Origin of the sequence: Pseudomonas sp. NPDC087626 (assembly GCF_044743405.1) — a bacterium.
Lineage (GTDB): Bacteria > Pseudomonadota > Gammaproteobacteria > Pseudomonadales > Pseudomonadaceae > Aquipseudomonas.
Window position 1 is genome coordinate 1 of sequence record NZ_JBIUWJ010000021.1, and the last position, 15,767, is coordinate 15,767.

At 63.6% G+C, this 15,767-nt stretch carries 11 protein-coding genes; all 11 read right to left on the reverse strand.

Features of this window, described 5'->3' with window-relative positions:
• Positions 1–238 precede the first annotated feature (238 nt).
• The 11 genes from ACIOVD_RS17840 to ACIOVD_RS17890 all read right to left on the reverse strand — a co-directional run bounded on the left by ACIOVD_RS17840 (position 239) and on the right by ACIOVD_RS17890 (position 15,747).
• Positions 239–1,303: an autotransporter domain-containing protein gene (locus ACIOVD_RS17840; RefSeq protein WP_401129361.1), complete on the reverse strand. Its 1,065-nt coding sequence runs from the start codon at positions 1,301–1,303 to the stop codon at positions 239–241.
• Between the two features lie 314 nt (positions 1,304–1,617).
• Positions 1,618–2,418 (reverse strand): endonuclease/exonuclease/phosphatase family protein, encoded by an 801-nt coding sequence (locus ACIOVD_RS17845; RefSeq protein WP_095170507.1) that lies wholly within the window; start codon positions 2,416–2,418, stop codon positions 1,618–1,620.
• A 101-nt stretch (positions 2,419–2,519) separates the two neighbouring features.
• A complete protein-coding gene (locus ACIOVD_RS17850) occupies positions 2,520–3,278 on the reverse strand; it encodes a PIG-L deacetylase family protein (RefSeq protein ID WP_401129363.1) in 759 nt (252 codons plus the stop codon).
• Between the two features lie 203 nt (positions 3,279–3,481).
• Positions 3,482–5,644, reverse strand: coding sequence for a glycogen debranching protein GlgX (gene glgX, locus ACIOVD_RS17855; protein ID WP_320332283.1), 2,163 nt, complete (start codon positions 5,642–5,644; stop codon positions 3,482–3,484).
• A 120-nt stretch (positions 5,645–5,764) separates the two neighbouring features.
• Positions 5,765–6,037, reverse strand: coding sequence for a DUF2934 domain-containing protein (locus ACIOVD_RS17860; RefSeq protein ID WP_401129365.1), 273 nt, complete (start codon positions 6,035–6,037; stop codon positions 5,765–5,767).
• 21 nt (positions 6,038–6,058) lie between these two features.
• A complete protein-coding gene (locus ACIOVD_RS17865) occupies positions 6,059–8,830 on the reverse strand; it encodes a malto-oligosyltrehalose synthase (RefSeq protein WP_401129367.1) in 2,772 nt (923 codons plus the stop codon).
• A complete protein-coding gene (malQ, locus tag ACIOVD_RS17870) occupies positions 8,827–10,908 on the reverse strand; it encodes a 4-alpha-glucanotransferase (RefSeq protein ID WP_095170498.1) in 2,082 nt (693 codons plus the stop codon). The genes ACIOVD_RS17865 and malQ overlap by 4 nt, the downstream gene beginning before the upstream one ends.
• A complete protein-coding gene (gene treZ / locus ACIOVD_RS17875; RefSeq protein ID WP_401129369.1) occupies positions 10,905–12,710 on the reverse strand; it encodes a malto-oligosyltrehalose trehalohydrolase in 1,806 nt (601 codons plus the stop codon). The genes malQ and treZ overlap by 4 nt, the downstream gene beginning before the upstream one ends.
• A 13-nt stretch (positions 12,711–12,723) precedes the next feature.
• Complete coding sequence (gene glgA / locus ACIOVD_RS17880) at positions 12,724–14,292, reverse strand: glycogen synthase GlgA (protein WP_320332280.1); 1,569 nt, start codon at positions 14,290–14,292, stop codon at positions 12,724–12,726.
• 571 nt (positions 14,293–14,863) lie between these two features.
• Complete coding sequence (locus ACIOVD_RS17885) at positions 14,864–15,298, reverse strand: YqaA family protein (RefSeq protein ID WP_401129372.1); 435 nt, start codon at positions 15,296–15,298, stop codon at positions 14,864–14,866.
• A complete protein-coding gene (locus ACIOVD_RS17890) occupies positions 15,298–15,747 on the reverse strand; it encodes a DUF411 domain-containing protein (protein ID WP_159996209.1) in 450 nt (149 codons plus the stop codon). Before ACIOVD_RS17890 ends, ACIOVD_RS17885 begins: the two co-directional genes overlap by 1 nt.
• Positions 15,748–15,767 lie beyond the last annotated feature (20 nt).

Here is a 15,767-nt window from a genome sequence, read left to right on the forward strand (position 1 = left end):
GGCACCGAGTGGTGGGGAAAGAGCGTTTTGCTTACTTTTGCGCTGTTCAAAAGTGAGCCGCCGTCAGGCGGAACCATAGGAGGCCGTTACCGCAAGAATGGATATGTACTCGGTCTAATCCAACACCCCAGAGGCCCACAGGTGCAACGTCGCACCACAGTTGTGTAGATACCTATGCCGCGATGGGGCCGGCACATCCAACCTGGATGGCTGCGGACCCACCGCTATCGCGGGCAACTCACCAACGCATCCGCACGCCAAGGCTGCCGATCAGGCCGTTGAGGTCGTTGTCGTCGACGTCGCTGCTGTAGTCGGCACTGACGTAGAGGCTGACGCTGGGGCTGACCCTGGCGACGAGGCCCAGGCCCAGTTCGACGGTGGAGGAGTAGCGGCTGCTGCTGATCTTGTCGACCTGGTCCAGGGTCACCGTGTCGCTGGTGTTGATCCGGTGCCACAGGTTAGTGCGTACATAGGGTTCGACCGGCAGGCCATTGATGTCGTAGCTCCCTTTCAAGCGCGCCCCGACACGGCCACTCCAGCTGTTCAGTTCATTGGCTTGGGCGTTGCCGTTGGCGTAGGGCGTGTCCAGGGAGATGCGCTGGTTGATCAACTGCGCCTGGGGTTCGATCACCCAGTTCTTGCTGATGCCGATGGGAAAGCCCCCTTCCACCGACAGGGTCACCGCGCTGCCTTCGGTGGCTTGGCGTTCGCCCTGGGCGTTACGGCTGAAACCGCTGACCCGGCCGCCACTGGCACTCAAGTCGACGTGCCAGCCGTTGGCACCGGTCAAGCTCCAGTACGCACCGAGACTGTCGCCCTGGACGTTCAGGCTGTCGGTGCCGAGGTTGCCCAGGGCCGGACCGACCAGCATGCCATTGCTGTTCCCCTGGATCTGGTTGCTCCCTCCCAGCAGGCCCACCCGTTGGGTACTGCCGCCATTGCCGTGCACGGTCACCAGTGCCGGCCCCTTGGCTAGCGCCGTACCTATCGTGGAGAACTGTGAGTTGAGGACATCCTGCTCGGCCTGGGTGGCGGCGTGGCCGTAGACCTGTTGCCATGCCGAAGGGGCGGCCTGTTCGATGCTCAACAGATGGTTGTCGAGCCCGGGCTGGCGCATGAACTGGCCGGGCTGAGGGATGGACGGGGCAGGGAAGGCGAAGGTCGGTACGTCCTGGCGAAACCAGGGGATCGCCTCCTCTTCGGCAGACGATGCCACAACCTCCATGGACGTACACAGCAGCAGCGAAGTCGACAGGGTGTACAGGGTAACGGTTATCTCGTGCTGGATAAGGGAGGTGTTCATGGAGGTCTACCTTGCTGCATACGCATGCCATATCTGGTCTTGGCGTCTCTCCTACCCCGAATGAGGGGCGACCGATTTCGTTGGGGCAAGCCTTGGCGGCCCGCTGGAACGGGAGCTTGCGGCCTGCCCCAGGAGTTACTTCCGGGGGTAGTAAGGATTAGCTAAGAAGACCCAGAGCCCTGCGTCAAGAAATTGAACGATGAGCGGTATGGCTAATTTAGGCGTCGCAACTGACTGAAAATTGACGAGTCTCTAAGCTGTTGTTTCACTGGAAAATCATCCGGGGACGGCTCTGCGTTACGCTTTTCGCCGGATCACAGATGCACCTCGACCGCTAGCGGCAAGTGGTCGGAAAGATGGCTCCAGGGTTTGTTGCCGAGGATTCTTGGGGCGTGGCTGCTGGCGTTGCGCAGGTATACGCGGTCCAGGCGCAACAGTGGGAAACGTGCCGGATAGGTTTTGGCCGGGCGGCCGTGATGGCGTTCGAAGGCCTCATGCAAGTCATCGCGCCGAGCGAGGGTCAGGTTGCCCTGCAACTGCCAGTCATTGAAGTCGCCGGCGATGATCACCGGAGCGTCTTCGGGCAGCGACTCGATCAACTGGCAGAGCAGCGCCAGTTGCAGTTGACGATGGCTTTCCAGCAGGCTCAGGTGCACGCAGATAGCGTGGACCTCGGCATGGCCCGGTACATCCAGCACGCAGTGCAGCAAACCCCGGCGTTCGGGGCCGGTGATCGATACGTCCAGATTGCGGTGGTGGCGGATCGGGTACTTGGACAGCAGCGCGTTGCCGTGGTGGCCGTCAGGGTACACCGCATTGCGCCCGTAGGCGAAGTCGCTCCACATGCTGTCGGCGAGGAACTCGTACTGTGACATCGACGGCCAGTTACTGTGGCGCGAGGCGTGGCGATCATGCTCGCCCAATACCTCCTGGAGAAACACCAGGTCGGCCGATGTACTGCGCACGGCCTCGCGCAACTCGGGCAGGATGAAACGCCGGTTGAGGGCGGTAAAACCTTTGTGGGTGTTGACGGTCAGCACCCTGAGCCGATGTACGGCCTGGGGTGCGTCCTGCGGGGGGACGGAGCCGGGTTGACGTTCTGGGTCGGGGTTCACATGCACTCCTGGAAAGTCGCGACGGGTTATCCATGCGACTGATGTTGCAGCCGGCAGTTCAGTGTTTCGCCGCCGATCGTCGACATCTGCGCGGGGCGGCCTTACACAAAAACAATCTCATAGGGTTGGCGCAAACGCTCCAGGACCACCTTGGGCAACAGCGGTGCGATGCCCATTTGCGGGTCGCCATCCAGTTGGCTGGCATAGGCGTGGATGGCATGGCGCTTGCGCGCGATCGTCCAGCTGTCCAGACGCACCTTGTGTGCGCGGTGCCAGGGGATCTGCCCTTGGTCGCGCACCGGCCAATGCCAGGCCCAGAAAGGCAGTTCGCACAGGCGGGCACCGACCATCTGGGCGGCCTTGGCACTGGCGCGCCCGACGGTGTCATGGTCGACGTCGCCGTCTTCGCGCCAGGTGCTGAACAGCACATCCTCAGGGCGCAGGTAGCGGGCAATGAAATGTGCCAACTGCGTCTCGCGCTCGGCCAGTGCCGTGTCGGCGAAACCGCCACGAATCCACTTCAGGCTATGCATGGGCAGCCCAAGCCTGCGCAGGGCATCGACACTTTCCTGGGGGCGAAACACGCTCAGGCGTCTCTCTGGCCACAGTTGCGAACCCGGGTAGCTGGCGCTGCCGTCGGTGACGGAGATCAGTTGCAGGGGATGCCCCAGGCTGGCGAACAATTGCAGCAGGCCGCCGCAGGTCACCACTTCATCGCCAGGGTGGGGTGCGATCACCACGGCTCGGGCGCCGGCCGGGATGATCGACTGAGTGTTGATGACCGGCAGGTTGTCCAGTTGGCGGGCGCCGTTCCAGATTTGCGCGGGCAGGTGGCCGTCGAGGATCGAGGTACTTTTCATATTGATACGTCCTTGTACGGGTGAGCTGTCGGTCGTCTCCAGACGCCTGACCGACAGGTTGAGTGTCCTGGGCCGCCGAAGTTCGCGGGGCACCGTGTGGTAGATACTCAAGGGCAGCGGGCAAAGTATTGCCCATGGTTCCGGGTTTCGCCTGCGTCGGGCGGTCCCCCAGACGTTTTTTGTGATTGGCCTGGGGGACCCGCTCAGTCCTCATCTTGATGCTGCAATTCGAACAGCAGCAGCGAGCGGCCGGTGACTGAATACTGGTGCTCGAATTCGAAGCGCTCCTGGCCGCGGATCGAGGGTTCGTTGGTGTCGATCATGCAGGTCCAGAAGCCACCGTCCGGCACCGCCGGCAGGCAGAAATTGACGATGTCATGGTGCGCGTTGACCACCAGCAGCAAGGTCGCATCGGCGCCCTTGCGGCGGATTCCGGTTTCCTGGGCGCGACCGTCGAGCAACATGCCCAGGCAGCGGCCATGCCCGTCTTCCCACTGTTCGGTGCTCATCTCGCTGCCATCCGGGGCCAGCCAGGTGACGTCCTTGACCCCGATATCTTCGTTGTAGCTGCCCACCAGGAATCGCCCGCGGCGCAGGATTGGGTAGGCCAGGCGCAGTTTGATCAGGCGCTTGACGAACTTGAGCAAGGCCTTGCCGTCTTCACTCAGGTCCCAGTTGATCCAGCCGATCTCGCTGTCCTGGCAGTAGGCGTTGTTGTTGCCGTGCTGGGTCCGGGCGAATTCGTCGCCGGCCACCAGCATCGGTGTGCCCTGGGCCAACAACAGGGTGGCGAAGAAATTGCGCATCTGCCGTTGGCGCAGCTCGTTGATCTCGGGATCGTCGCTCGGGCCTTCGACGCCATGGTTCCATGACAGGTTGTTGTTGCTGCCGTCCTGGTTGTCTTCGTCGTTGGCCTCGTTGTGTTTGTCGTTGTAGGACACCAGGTCGTTAAGGGTGAAACCGTCGTGGGCGGTGATGAAGTTCACCGAGGCGTACGGCCGGCGCCCGCGCTGGTTGAACATTTCGCCGGAGGCGGTCATGCGTCCGGCGAAGTCGGCCAATTGGCCGTCGTCACCTTTCCAGAACGCACGGACGGTGTCGCGAAAACGATCGTTCCATTCCACCCAGCCTGGTGGGAAGCCACCGACCTGGTAACCCCCGGGGCCGCAGTCCCAGGGTTCGGCGATCAGCTTGACCTGGCGCAGCACCGGGTCCTGGCGGCAGGCCACGAGGAAGCTGTGGCGCTCGTCGAAACCATCGTGGTAACGGCCGAGGATGGTTGCCAGGTCGAAGCGGAAACCGTCGACGTGCATCTCCGTGGCCCAGTAGCGCAGGGAGTCGGTGACCATCTGCAGCACGCAAGGGTGGCTCAGGTCGAGGGTGTTGCCGGTCCCTGAATCGTTGATGTAGAAACGTTTGTCGTCCGGCATCAGGCGGTAGTAGGAGGCGTTGTCGATGCCGCGCATGGACAGGGTCGGTCCCTGTTCGTTACCTTCTGCGGTGTGGTTGTAGACCACGTCGAGAATCACCTCCAGATTGGCTTCGTGCAGGTGCGCGACCATCTCCTTGAACTCGGCGATCTTGCCGCTGGCCAGGTAGCGTGGGTCGGGAGCAAAAAAGGCAATGCTGTTATAGCCCCAGTAGTTGGTCATGCCTTTATGCAGCAGGTGCTGGTCGTTGACGAAGGCATGGATCGGCAGCAGTTCCACCGACGACACCCCGAGCTTGCGGATATGGTCCAGCAGGTCATCGACCATCAGTCCGGCGAAGGTGCCGCGCACCGCCTCCGGAACCGCTGGGTGGCGCATGCTGATGCCGCGCACGTGAGTCTCATAAATGATCGTTTTGTCCCAGGGCACACTGACCCGGTGGTCGTGGCCCCAGGTGTGCGCCGGGTCGATCACCTTGCACTTGGGCACGAATGGTGCACTGTCGCGTTCGTCGAAACTGAGGTCGGCGTCCGGGTGGCCGATGGTGTAGCCAAACAGCGCTTCGGACCATTTCAGCTCGCCGACCAGTTGCTTGGCGTAGGGGTCGATCAACAGTTTGTGATGGTTGAAGCGATGACCGTTCTGCGGGTCGTACGGGCCATACACGCGATAGCCATAGATCAGCCCCGGATGGGCATCGGGCAGGTAACCGTGAAAGATCTCGTCGGTGTACTCGGGCAGTTCGATGCGTTCCAGTTCGACTTCCCCGGCATCGTCGAAAATGCACAGCTCGACCTTGGCCGCGTTTGCCGAGAAGATCGCGAAGTTGACCCCCAGACCATCCCAGGTCGCACCCAGCGGGAAGGGCAGGCCTTCACGGATCCGCGAGGCTTGCGCGCCTTGGGCTTGTGTTGCGGTGTTATCGGGCGTGGTCATAAAAACTCCTGTAGCGCATTACCGGCATCGGCCTGAGGTTGTCGACGTGGACGTCGTAGCAGCTGCTACGGGTCGTTTGCACAGGTCGGCAGTTGGCACGGGCCGCGGGGCGGTTGTGGGTCAACTGGCCGGTTTGCGTGGGGCGCGGGGCTTTTTCGTGGTGGCGCTTTTTTCCCCTGGAGGGGTGACGACCTGGGCGGCACCAGCCTTGGCCTTCGTCGCGGGTGCGGCCTTGGCTTTTGTCGCCTTTACCGGCTTGGCCGGGGCCAGGGCTTCGGCTTCCGCCAGCTTGCGGGCCATCTCCCAATGGCGGGCTTCCTGTCCTTCGGGTTTACCCTCGGACTCCCAGATCTGATAGGCAAATTCACGAACGCGTCTGTCATCGGTACTCATCGCAATGCTCCTGAGTTGAACTCAAGTCTGGATAAACAGATTGACCGGGAAGTCCCCCAGCGCGGCGCTGATCAGCAGCTCTGTGTGGTGTGTGACTTCCACTGTGGAAAAAAGTCCCTTCAGTTTTCCCTCGCGAGGGGTGAACGGTAGGGTGACTCGGGTATCGCCCCACTGCAGGGCAGGCACCAGCGGGGTGGCACTGCTTTCCAGCAGCGCGGCAACCCGCACCGGCACCAGCACGATCGCCCACTGGCCCTGGTGCTCGCGGGCAAACGCCAGCACGCGCTGCGCTTGGCTGCCTTGCACCGTCAAGGGCAGGTAGCGCCCGGCGCGGAACAGTTCGGCATGCGCGGCGCGCACTGCCAGGGTGCGGGTGATCAAGGCCTGCTTGATGCGCCCGTCCTGCCAGGTGTCGAGTAACCGGGACGGATTCTGCTGGCGCTCCAGTGCCTGGATCCGTGCCTGGAAATCCACCGGCCGCCGGTTGTCCGGGTCCACCAGGCTGAAATCCCAGAACTCATTGCCCTGGTACAGGTCTGGAATCCCCGGCACTGTCATGCGCAGCAAGGTTTGCGCCAATCCGTTGAGGGCACCGCCGCAGGCGATCACCGCTACGGCGTCGGCGATACGGCTGCGCAACGCCAGGCCCTCGGGGGCGAGCAGCAGGCGCTCGGTAAACGTGCGGGCGCTCTGCTCGTAAGCGTCGTTGGCGGCACTCCAACTGCTGTGCAGCTTGGCTTCGCGCAGGGCTTTTTGTTGCCACTGCCACAGGCGCCCGCGGTAATCAGTCAGGGCCGGCAGGTCGTCGCAACGCAAGCCCAGCGGCCAACTGCCGAGCAGCGCCTGGTAGAGGATCAGTTCGTCACCGGCTGCCGGCGCCTGGCTGTCGTCCCGTAGACTCGTGGCCTCGGTGCGCCAGGTGTCGACTTGTTGCGCATACCAGGTGCTGCGCTCGCTGAGCACGGCCAACCGCGCTCGGCTGTCTTCACCGCGCTTGTGGTCGTGGGTGGCGCTGGCCAGCAGATTGTCCGGGAAGGTCGCAAGACGCTGGATGCAGGCGGCATGGAAATCGTCCAAGGGCGCACTGAAGCGCTCGGTATCAAAACCGACATCGTTACGTGACAACAGCACGCCCGAACGATACAGCGCGGTGTCTTCTACGGCCTTGGCCGCCGCCGGTGACGTCAGTTGCTGGAACCGCACACAGGCGTGCTTGAGGATCTTGCGTTGGCGCCCCACCGGACGCTCGCGCCAAGGCTGGCCGCCCAGCCACAGGGCGATGCTGTCGAGCACCGGCCAGTCGGCTTCGCCCAGGGTCTGGCGGGCACCGTCCATGGCTTGCTGGAAAAAAACCTGGTCCTCGACGGAGCGTCCGCGCGGGCTGATGTAGGTGCGGTAAACCGGGAAATGCACGATCAGTTCCTGCAGTGCCCTGCGGATCGCGCCGAGGGTCAGGTCGCGGCTCATCACATCATCGCGGGCCACTTGCAACAGGGCCTGGGCGACACTCTCAAAATCGCCGGCCAGCGAGCCGTTGAGAATCTGCTGGCGGGACAGGCGCGCTTCTTCGATGAAGGCCGACGGACGTTCGCTATGGCGTACCCACAGCTCGCCCAGGGCCAACGCACCTTGCGGGTCGTGCTGCAGCAACGACAGTTGGTTCATGAATTCATAGCCGGTGGTGCCATCGACCCGCCAGTCGCGACGCAGGGTTTCCCCGGGACCGAGGATTTTTTCCACGTAGATCGGGATGTGCCGAGACGGGACCAGGGCGTCGACCCTGCGCCGCAGTTTGCGGCAGTAGCCCCGCGGGTCGGCGAGTCCGTCGATGTGGTCGATGCGCAAGCCGTCCACCAGGCCTGCGGCAAGCAACTCGAAGATCTTGCCGTGGGTGGCTTCGAACACGGCCGGGCGTTCGACCCGCAGGCCGCCCAGTTCATTGACGTCGAAGAAGCGCCGCCAATTGATGTCGTCCGCCGCCGTGCGCCAACTGGCCAGGCGATAACTCTGGCGCTCCAGCAGGTTGTGCAGGCGGGTGAAACCCTCGGGCTGGCGAGCGTCATGCAGGGCCAGGTTGTGTTCGATGCAACGGGCCAGCGCGGGCTCCCTGGCCAACTGCGCCAAGGCCTGTTGCAAGGGGCCGGCGAGCGTATGGGCGGCGGTCTGGTAATGCAGGCGAGTAAAACCCTCGGCGAGGGTTTTCAGTGCGGCGCGCTGATCGGCGTCCAGAGGCTCGTCCGGCATCAGCAATGCTGCATAGTCACTGGGACAGATCGGGAAATGGTGCTCGTAGTGCTCGGCATAAAACCGCCCCCGCGCCGAGTCAAAACGCAGCGCCAGGCTGCCGTCCTGCAAGGCGCTGCCATAGTCGCAGCCCAGGAATGGCAGGAGCAGCTGGCCTTCGAGCAGCGGGTCGGGCGAGTGCCACTGGATATCGAAGAATTCGCCATAGGGGCTGAGTCGCCCCCACTCCAGCAGATCCAGCCACCAGGGATTATCGGCGCCACCGACGGCCATGTGATTGGACACGACGTCGAGAATCAGGCCCATGTCGTGGGCGCGCAGGGCCTTGACCAGGCGCCGTAGTGCCGCCTCACCACCCAGTTGCGGGTTGACCTGGGTGGGGTCGACCACATCATAGCCGTGCATCGAACCGCTGCGGGCACTGAGCAGCGGCGAGGCATACAGGTGACTGATGCCAAGGCGAGCGAAATAGGGCACCAGCGGCACCGCATCATCCAGGGTGAAACCTTGATGAAACTGCAGCCTGACGGTGGCCCGCAGACTGCTCATCGATCACGCTCGCTGGCTTGCAGGCGTGCGCAGGCGAGCATTTCCAGGCGTCGCGCGGCGTCGGCATCGTCCAGCAGTTGTCTGCTCTCGCCAGGCAAGCGCCGGCGCCAGTTTGGGTGGGTGTCGACGGTGCCCGGCAGATTGGCCTGTTCGTCTAGGCCCAGGGCATCTTCCAGCGGCAGCAACACCAGTGGCGCCCGGGTATGCCCGAGAAAACGCACGCTGGCATCGAGCACCTGATCGGTCTCGTGCTGCTCTTCGCGAAAGTTCTGCGGGTCCTGGCTCAGGGCGCTGCGCAGGCTGTCACGCTCGCGCTGGCGGTGGGCGCGCCAATGGCTTTCGTCGTCGCTGGTCACAAGCCCCAGGCGAGCGTTCCATTCGATATCACGGCCGTGCCACCAGCCGTTGAGCGTGGGCAGGTCGTGGGTGCTGGTGGTGGCCAGCGCGTTATCGGGCCAGTCGAGAATCGGCCGAAAGCGTGTGCTGTGATCCTGTTCGAACAGCAATACGCGCATGCCCAGAATCGAGCGGGCGATGAGTTTGTCGCGCAGGCCATCGGGCACGGTGCCGAGGTCTTCGCCGAGGACGATCGCCTGGTGCCGGTGCGACTCCAGCGTCAGCAGGCGCAACAGGTCGTCTACCGGGTAATACAAGTAGGCGCCGTCACAGGGCGGCGCGCCGAGGGGGATGACCCACAGCCGTTGCAGGCCCATCACGTGGTCGATGCGCAAACCGCCGGCGTGGGCAAAGTTGGCCCGGAGCATTTCGATGAAGGCGCGAAAACCGTTGCGCACCAGGCCTTCGGGTGAAAACGCGGAGATGCCCCAGCCCTGGCCGGCGCGATTGAGAATGTCTGGGGGCGCGCCGACGGTGAGCGAAGCCAGCAGTTCGTCCTGGCGACTCCAGGCCTGGCTGCCCCCGCCGTCCGCTCCGACCGCCAGGTCAGCAATCAGGCCGATGCCCATGCCGCTACTGCGAGCGACGTTTTGCGCACGCTGCAGGCAGCGGGCGATCAGCCATTGGCAAAAGGCGTAGAAACCGATGCGTGCGGCATGCTGCTCGGCAAACGCGGCCAGCTCCGGGCTGCGCGGATTGCGCCAGGGCTCGGGCCAGTGGCGCCAGTCCAGGCTTTCGCCACGGGCAGCGCAGGCTTCTTGCAGGGCTTCGAAACGGCAGTGGTTTTCCAGGGCTTCGCCACCGCTGTGGCGAAAGCTGCTGAAGTCGGCGTGCAACGGGTGATCGCCGCGGGTAAACCCTTCATACAGGGCCTGGTAGAGTTTCTGTTTGGCCTGGGCAGCAGCGGGCCAGTCCACCAAGGGCTGGTTTTCCAGCTGGGCGAGTTCGTCGGCCAACTCCGTGGCGTCGATGGCCATGCGCAGTGCGCGTTCGCCAAGGATCTCGCCGGGAGCGGCGTACAGGCTATTGAGGAACAGCCGGCTGGACGGTGAGTAGGGACTGAAACGCTGGGTGTCGCAGCTGAACATTGCGTGCATCGGGCTGATCGCCAGTGCTTCGGCGCCGCGTTCACCGGCAACCCGGGCCAGCTCTTCAAGGGCCAGGGTGTCACCAAAACCGCCGTCGCCCGGGCGGCGCAAGGCGTACAGCTGCACGCTCAGGCCCCAGGCGCGCGGAGTGTCGCTGTCCACGGCCGAGGCGACGCTGTGGCAGTGCAGGGGCGCCACGGCCAGGGTGAAGTAGCGACCGGCGATGCTGACTTCCTGGTAACCCACCGGGATCAGCCCCGGCAATCGCGCCTCGTCGTCGAGTTTCAGATTGAGGATGGCGCCGTCTTCCAGATGAATCTCGCAGGGCGTGTGCGGTTCGAAGTAGCGCGCCAGGTCAAGCCCGGCACCGACATCCACGGTCAACAGCGGTGGCAACTGGCTGCGCGCCTGGCTCTGCTGCACCTGCAACAGGCTGGCGTCGATTTCCTGGGCGCTGCCGGCCGGGTGGCCGAGGCCGTTGAGGACCGCGCGCAGGACTGCCGGGGCAACTTTTTGCGCACGCCCATTGGCGTCGATCCAATCCACGGCCAGGCCGGCCCGGCTGGCGAGAATTTCCAGTTGCGCATCGCTCATTGGCGCTCTCCTGCGGGGGGTAGCATGGATGCCGCTGCCGTCAGGCTGACCAGCGCGCAATAGGGAGCCAGGGTGCCTTGCTGTAATCGGGTGCACGCCTGTGGCGGGTACTCGAACAGCAGTTGGGCCTGGGCTTGCGGTATATGGGCAACAGCGTTGGCGCTGAGGTTCAACTCAAAGTGCAGCATGCTGCCGTCCCCCAGTTGCCAACGCGCGCTGATCGCCCCTTCGCCGAGCACCGAAACACCCAGGGCGTGGGCGCCGGGCAGGCGTGGGATGATTTCGCGGTGGCGAATCAGCAGCAACTGCCGGTACAGGGCCTGGGTGCTGTGGCGTATGCCGTAGTCCCCGGGGGTGAGGTTGGGCCGCGAGTCTTCGAAGGTCTGTGGGGCATTGGGGTCGGGTATGCGCTCGCGACTGTGGGGGTCGGCAAAGGCTTTGAAGCAGGCGAACTCATTGCGCCGGCCTTCGCGCACCAGTTGCGCGAGGTCGCCGTGATGGCTGGTAAAAAACAGGAAGGGTTGATCGGCGGCCACTTCGTCGCCCATGAACAGCAGGGGAATCATCGGCGACAATAACAACAGCACCGTGGCAGCGTGCAGGGCTTGGGGCGGGCACAACTGGTGCAGGCGTTCGCCAAAGGCGCGATTGCCGATCTGGTCATGGTTCTGCAGGAACAGCACAAACGCGCTGGGGGGCAGGTGACCGCTAGGCTCTCCACGGGTCTGGCCATGGCGGTTGGTGTGGCCCTGGTAGACAAACCCCTGGCTCAGGCAGCGGGCCAGTTGCTCGGTGGGGTTGTGGGCGAAGTCGGCGTAGTAGGCATCGGTTTCCCCGGTCAGCAGGACATGCAGGGCATTGTGCCCGTCGTCGTTCCACTGGGCGTCGAACCGCTGCTCCAGCAAGCTGGCCTGGTTGTGCTCGTTTTCCACGGTGAGCCACACATGCCTTGCCGGATCGATCTGCTGATGGACCCGGTTTGCCAGATCCTGGAGAAAGTCCGGGTCGTCGATGGCGTGCACGGCGTCCAGGCGTAGGCCATCGAAGCGGTACTCGAGTAACCACATCAAGGCGTTGTCGATAAAGAAATCACGCACTTCGCGGCGCCGGAAATCAATGGCCGCGCCCCACGGCGTGTGCCGGTCTTCGCGAAAGAAGCTCTTGGCGTAATGGTGCAGGTAATTGCCGTCTGGCCCGAAATGGTTGTAGACCACGTCTATGATCACCGCCAGGCCCAGGCCGTGGGCGCAGTCGATCAACTGCTTGAGCGCTTCGGGCGAGCCATAGGACGATTGCGGGGCGTAGGGCAGCACGCCGTCATAACCCCAGTTGCGCTCGCCGGGAAACTGCGCCAGAGGCATCAACTCGATTGCCGTGATGCCCAGGTCCACCAGGTGCGGCAACTGCTGCTGGACTGCGGCGAACCCGCCGAGCAGGCCGACGTGTAGCTCGTAGATCACCGCCTCATGCCAGGGCCGGCCCTGCCAGGACGAGTGTTGCCAGCGGTAGGCGAGCGGGTCGACCACGATGCTGGCCGACTCCGGCCCCGCCTCCTGGGCGCGGGAGGCGGGGTCGGGAACGTCGTGTTCACCATCGATGTTAAAGCGGTAGCGGGTTCCGGCCGGGCAGGGGGTCTTGAGGACAAACCAGCCATTGGCCTGGGGCAGCATGGGCAGCGACGGCCCCTCGTCCAACTCGACACTCACATAAAATGCATCGGGTGCCCACAGCGCAAACCGGGTGTGTTGCGCATCCAGCATGACAGCGCCGTGGGGCCAGGTTTCCATAGTCCGTAACGGCATGCACAGTTCCCTCTTATAACTTGACCGATTTCCCCAGCGCCTTGGCCACCAGTTGTTCGTAGAGTTCAGCGTAGGGTTCGACGGCCTTGCACCAATTGAAGGGTGCGGCCATGGCCCGGCAGCGCATGGCATTGAGCAGGGCAGGGAAGGCAAAGACCTTGAAGGCCCGGCTCAGCGCCTCTTCGTAGCTGGGCACGGTGGACTCGTCGAACAGAAAACCGGTGACGCCATTTTCGATGGTGTCGGCCAGGCCCCCGGTATTACGCGCGACCGGCAAGGAGCCAAAACGCTGGGCGTACATCTGGCTCAGGCCGCAGGGCTCGTAGCGCGAGGGCATCAGCAGGAAGTCACTGCCGGCGAACATGCGCCGCGCATCGGTTTCATTGAAGCCGATGCGCACGCCGATCTGCCCTGGGAAGCGCAGGGCCAGGTTGCGCATGGCTTGTTCTTCCTCCGGTTCACCACGGCCGATAATTGCGATCTGCCCGCCGGATTTGACGATGTACTCGGCCACTCCTTCGGTCAGGTCCAGGCCTTTCTGGTAGACCAGGCGCGAGACCACGGCAAACAGCGGGCCCTCGCTGTCCTGCAGGCCGAACAAGTCGCGGACCTGGGCGGCATTGGCGGCCTTGCCGTCCCAGTCACCGATGGTGAAGGGGCAGGACAGGTGCGGGTCGGTGGCTGCGTCCCAGCTTTCATCGATGCCGTTGGGGATGCCACTGAGCAGGCCCTGTTGGGTCTTGCTGGCCAGAAAACCATCGAGGCCGCAGCCAAACGCCGGGGTGGTGATTTCCTGGGCGTAGGTCGCGCTGACCGTGGTGATGTGGCTGGAATAGGCCATGCCGGCCTTGAGAAAGGACAGTTTGCCGTAGAACTCCATGCCTTCTTGCTGCAGGGCGTGTTCGGGAATTCCCAGCTCCGGGCACGAAGCCAGGCTGACCACGCCCTGGTAGGCCAGGTTGTGGATGGTAAACAGGGTCGGGGTGCGCTGCCCACGCCAGTGCATGTAGGCCGGGGCCAGGCCGGCGGGCCAGTCATGGGCGTGCACCAGGTCCGGGCACCAGTGGATTTGCGCCAGGTTGGCGGCGATGTCGGCGGCAGCCAGGCCCAGGCGGGCAAACCGGATATGGTTGTCGGGCCAGTCACGGCCATTGTTGGCACCGTAGGGCGAACCTTCGCGCTCGTACAGTTCGGGGCAGATCAATACGTAGATCACCAGCCCGTCGGGCATGTCCATGCGTCCGATCTTGCACGGTGGCAGGGCCGCGTGGCCGCCGAGTTCGCCAATGATGTGGATCGGGTTATCGCTGTGCATGACTTGCGGGTAACCCGGGATCAGCACCCGGACGTCGTGCAGGTGGGCCATGGCCCGAGGCAGTGCGGCAGAGACGTCACCCAGGCCGCCGGTCTTCACCAGGTCAGCGATTTCCGACGTCACGAACAAGACTTTCTTTTTGTTCGGATTCTGACGTGGAGTGGGCAGTACCGTCTTTGCACCGGGGGCCAGGATCGCCATCGATGTCGCCTCGCCGATGGCCTGCTGAGTACGTTCTCCCTGGATTTCTAAAGCGGCACTGTTCATGTGTTTCTCCCGTTTTATTGATCTGCTTTAGGCATCTCACCCGTGCATCAAGCGGCCGTTTCCTGTGGCCAGGCGCAAATGCGCCACGCGTCGTGGCGCAAGCGCGGCCCGATGCGTTGAAGCTCCCAAGGCTGTTGTGAACATTGCAAGGATTGCACCAGCGGCCGTGACCCCTCTAATCACCTGACCCGTCGCTATAGCGGAAAGTTTCGAGTTTTTCTCCGTTATATGACCCGACGGTCTGGCCCCGCGAAATCCAGTCTAGGCCAGAACCTAGAGCGGGGTAGGCGGGTTTTCGGATTGTTCGACAATCGGTTTGGATCAGGAGAAGACAACTGGAAAATTGTGACAATTGCACCGACGAAGGGCAGGTTTTCAGTGGTGGTCGGTTAAAAAGAGGCAGGGGATGGGTGCCTGTGGAGCGTAGGGTTGCAGGTGGCTGCACCAAATAAGTGCGCGACTTGGAGGGGGTTGGCCTGGGAAATATGCGTCATCGTTGAAGACCATCGCCGGCAAGCCGGCTCCCACAGGGTTTGCGGCGCGCCTATGGATTGTGGCGGCCTGCTCGTGATCAGCCCTGCCAGCCGAGCGTGGCCAGGGCCAGGAGGCCGTACCGGGCGCCTTTGGCCAGGGTGACGATCAGCAGGAAACGCCCAAGCGGCTCGCGCATTACGCCGGCCACCAGGGTCAATGGATCGCCGATCACCGGCAACCAGCTGAGCAGCAACGACCAGTGCCCGTAACGCTGATAATGCCGGCGGGCCCTTTCCAGGTTGGTTGGGCTGACGGGGAACCAGCGGCGATCCTTGAAGCGCTCGATGCCGCGGCCCAGCCACCAGTTGACCAGCGACCCGAGGACATTGCCCAGGGTCGCGACGGCCAGTAGCAGCCACAACCAGTACTGGCTATTGAGCAGCAATCCCACCAGCACTGCCTCGGACTGCAAGGGCAATAGTGTGGCGGCACCGAATGCCGCCGCAAACAGCCCGAGGTACGCCAGCAGCACTACTTGGCCGGGTAGTCGGCGATCACCGTTTGACTGCCATCCCTGGACACGCCGATTACCTGGTACGGGTCGACGGTATCGCCCATTTCCATGCCCGGCGAACCGGTGACCATGCCCGGTACGGCCATGCCCAGCAAGTCGTCACGCTTGGCCAGGGCCAGCACCTGTTCGGCGGGGACGTGGCCTTCGACAAACTTGCCGTTGATCAGCGCGGTATGGCAGGACGCGAGGCGCGGCGCCACCCCCAGGCGTTGCTTGACTTCGCTCATGTTGGGTTCGACGTGGTCGGTGACTTTGAAGCCGTTGTCCTGCAGGTGGCTGATCCAGGCTTTGCAGCAACCGCAGTTGGCGTCGCGATGGACGTCGATCGGGATCAGTTCGGCCGCCAGGGCCTGGGTGCTGATGAACAGGGCGCCCAGGGCGGCCAGGCGAAGTGCTGTGGTGTGCATGGGGAATCTCTTTGTCGATC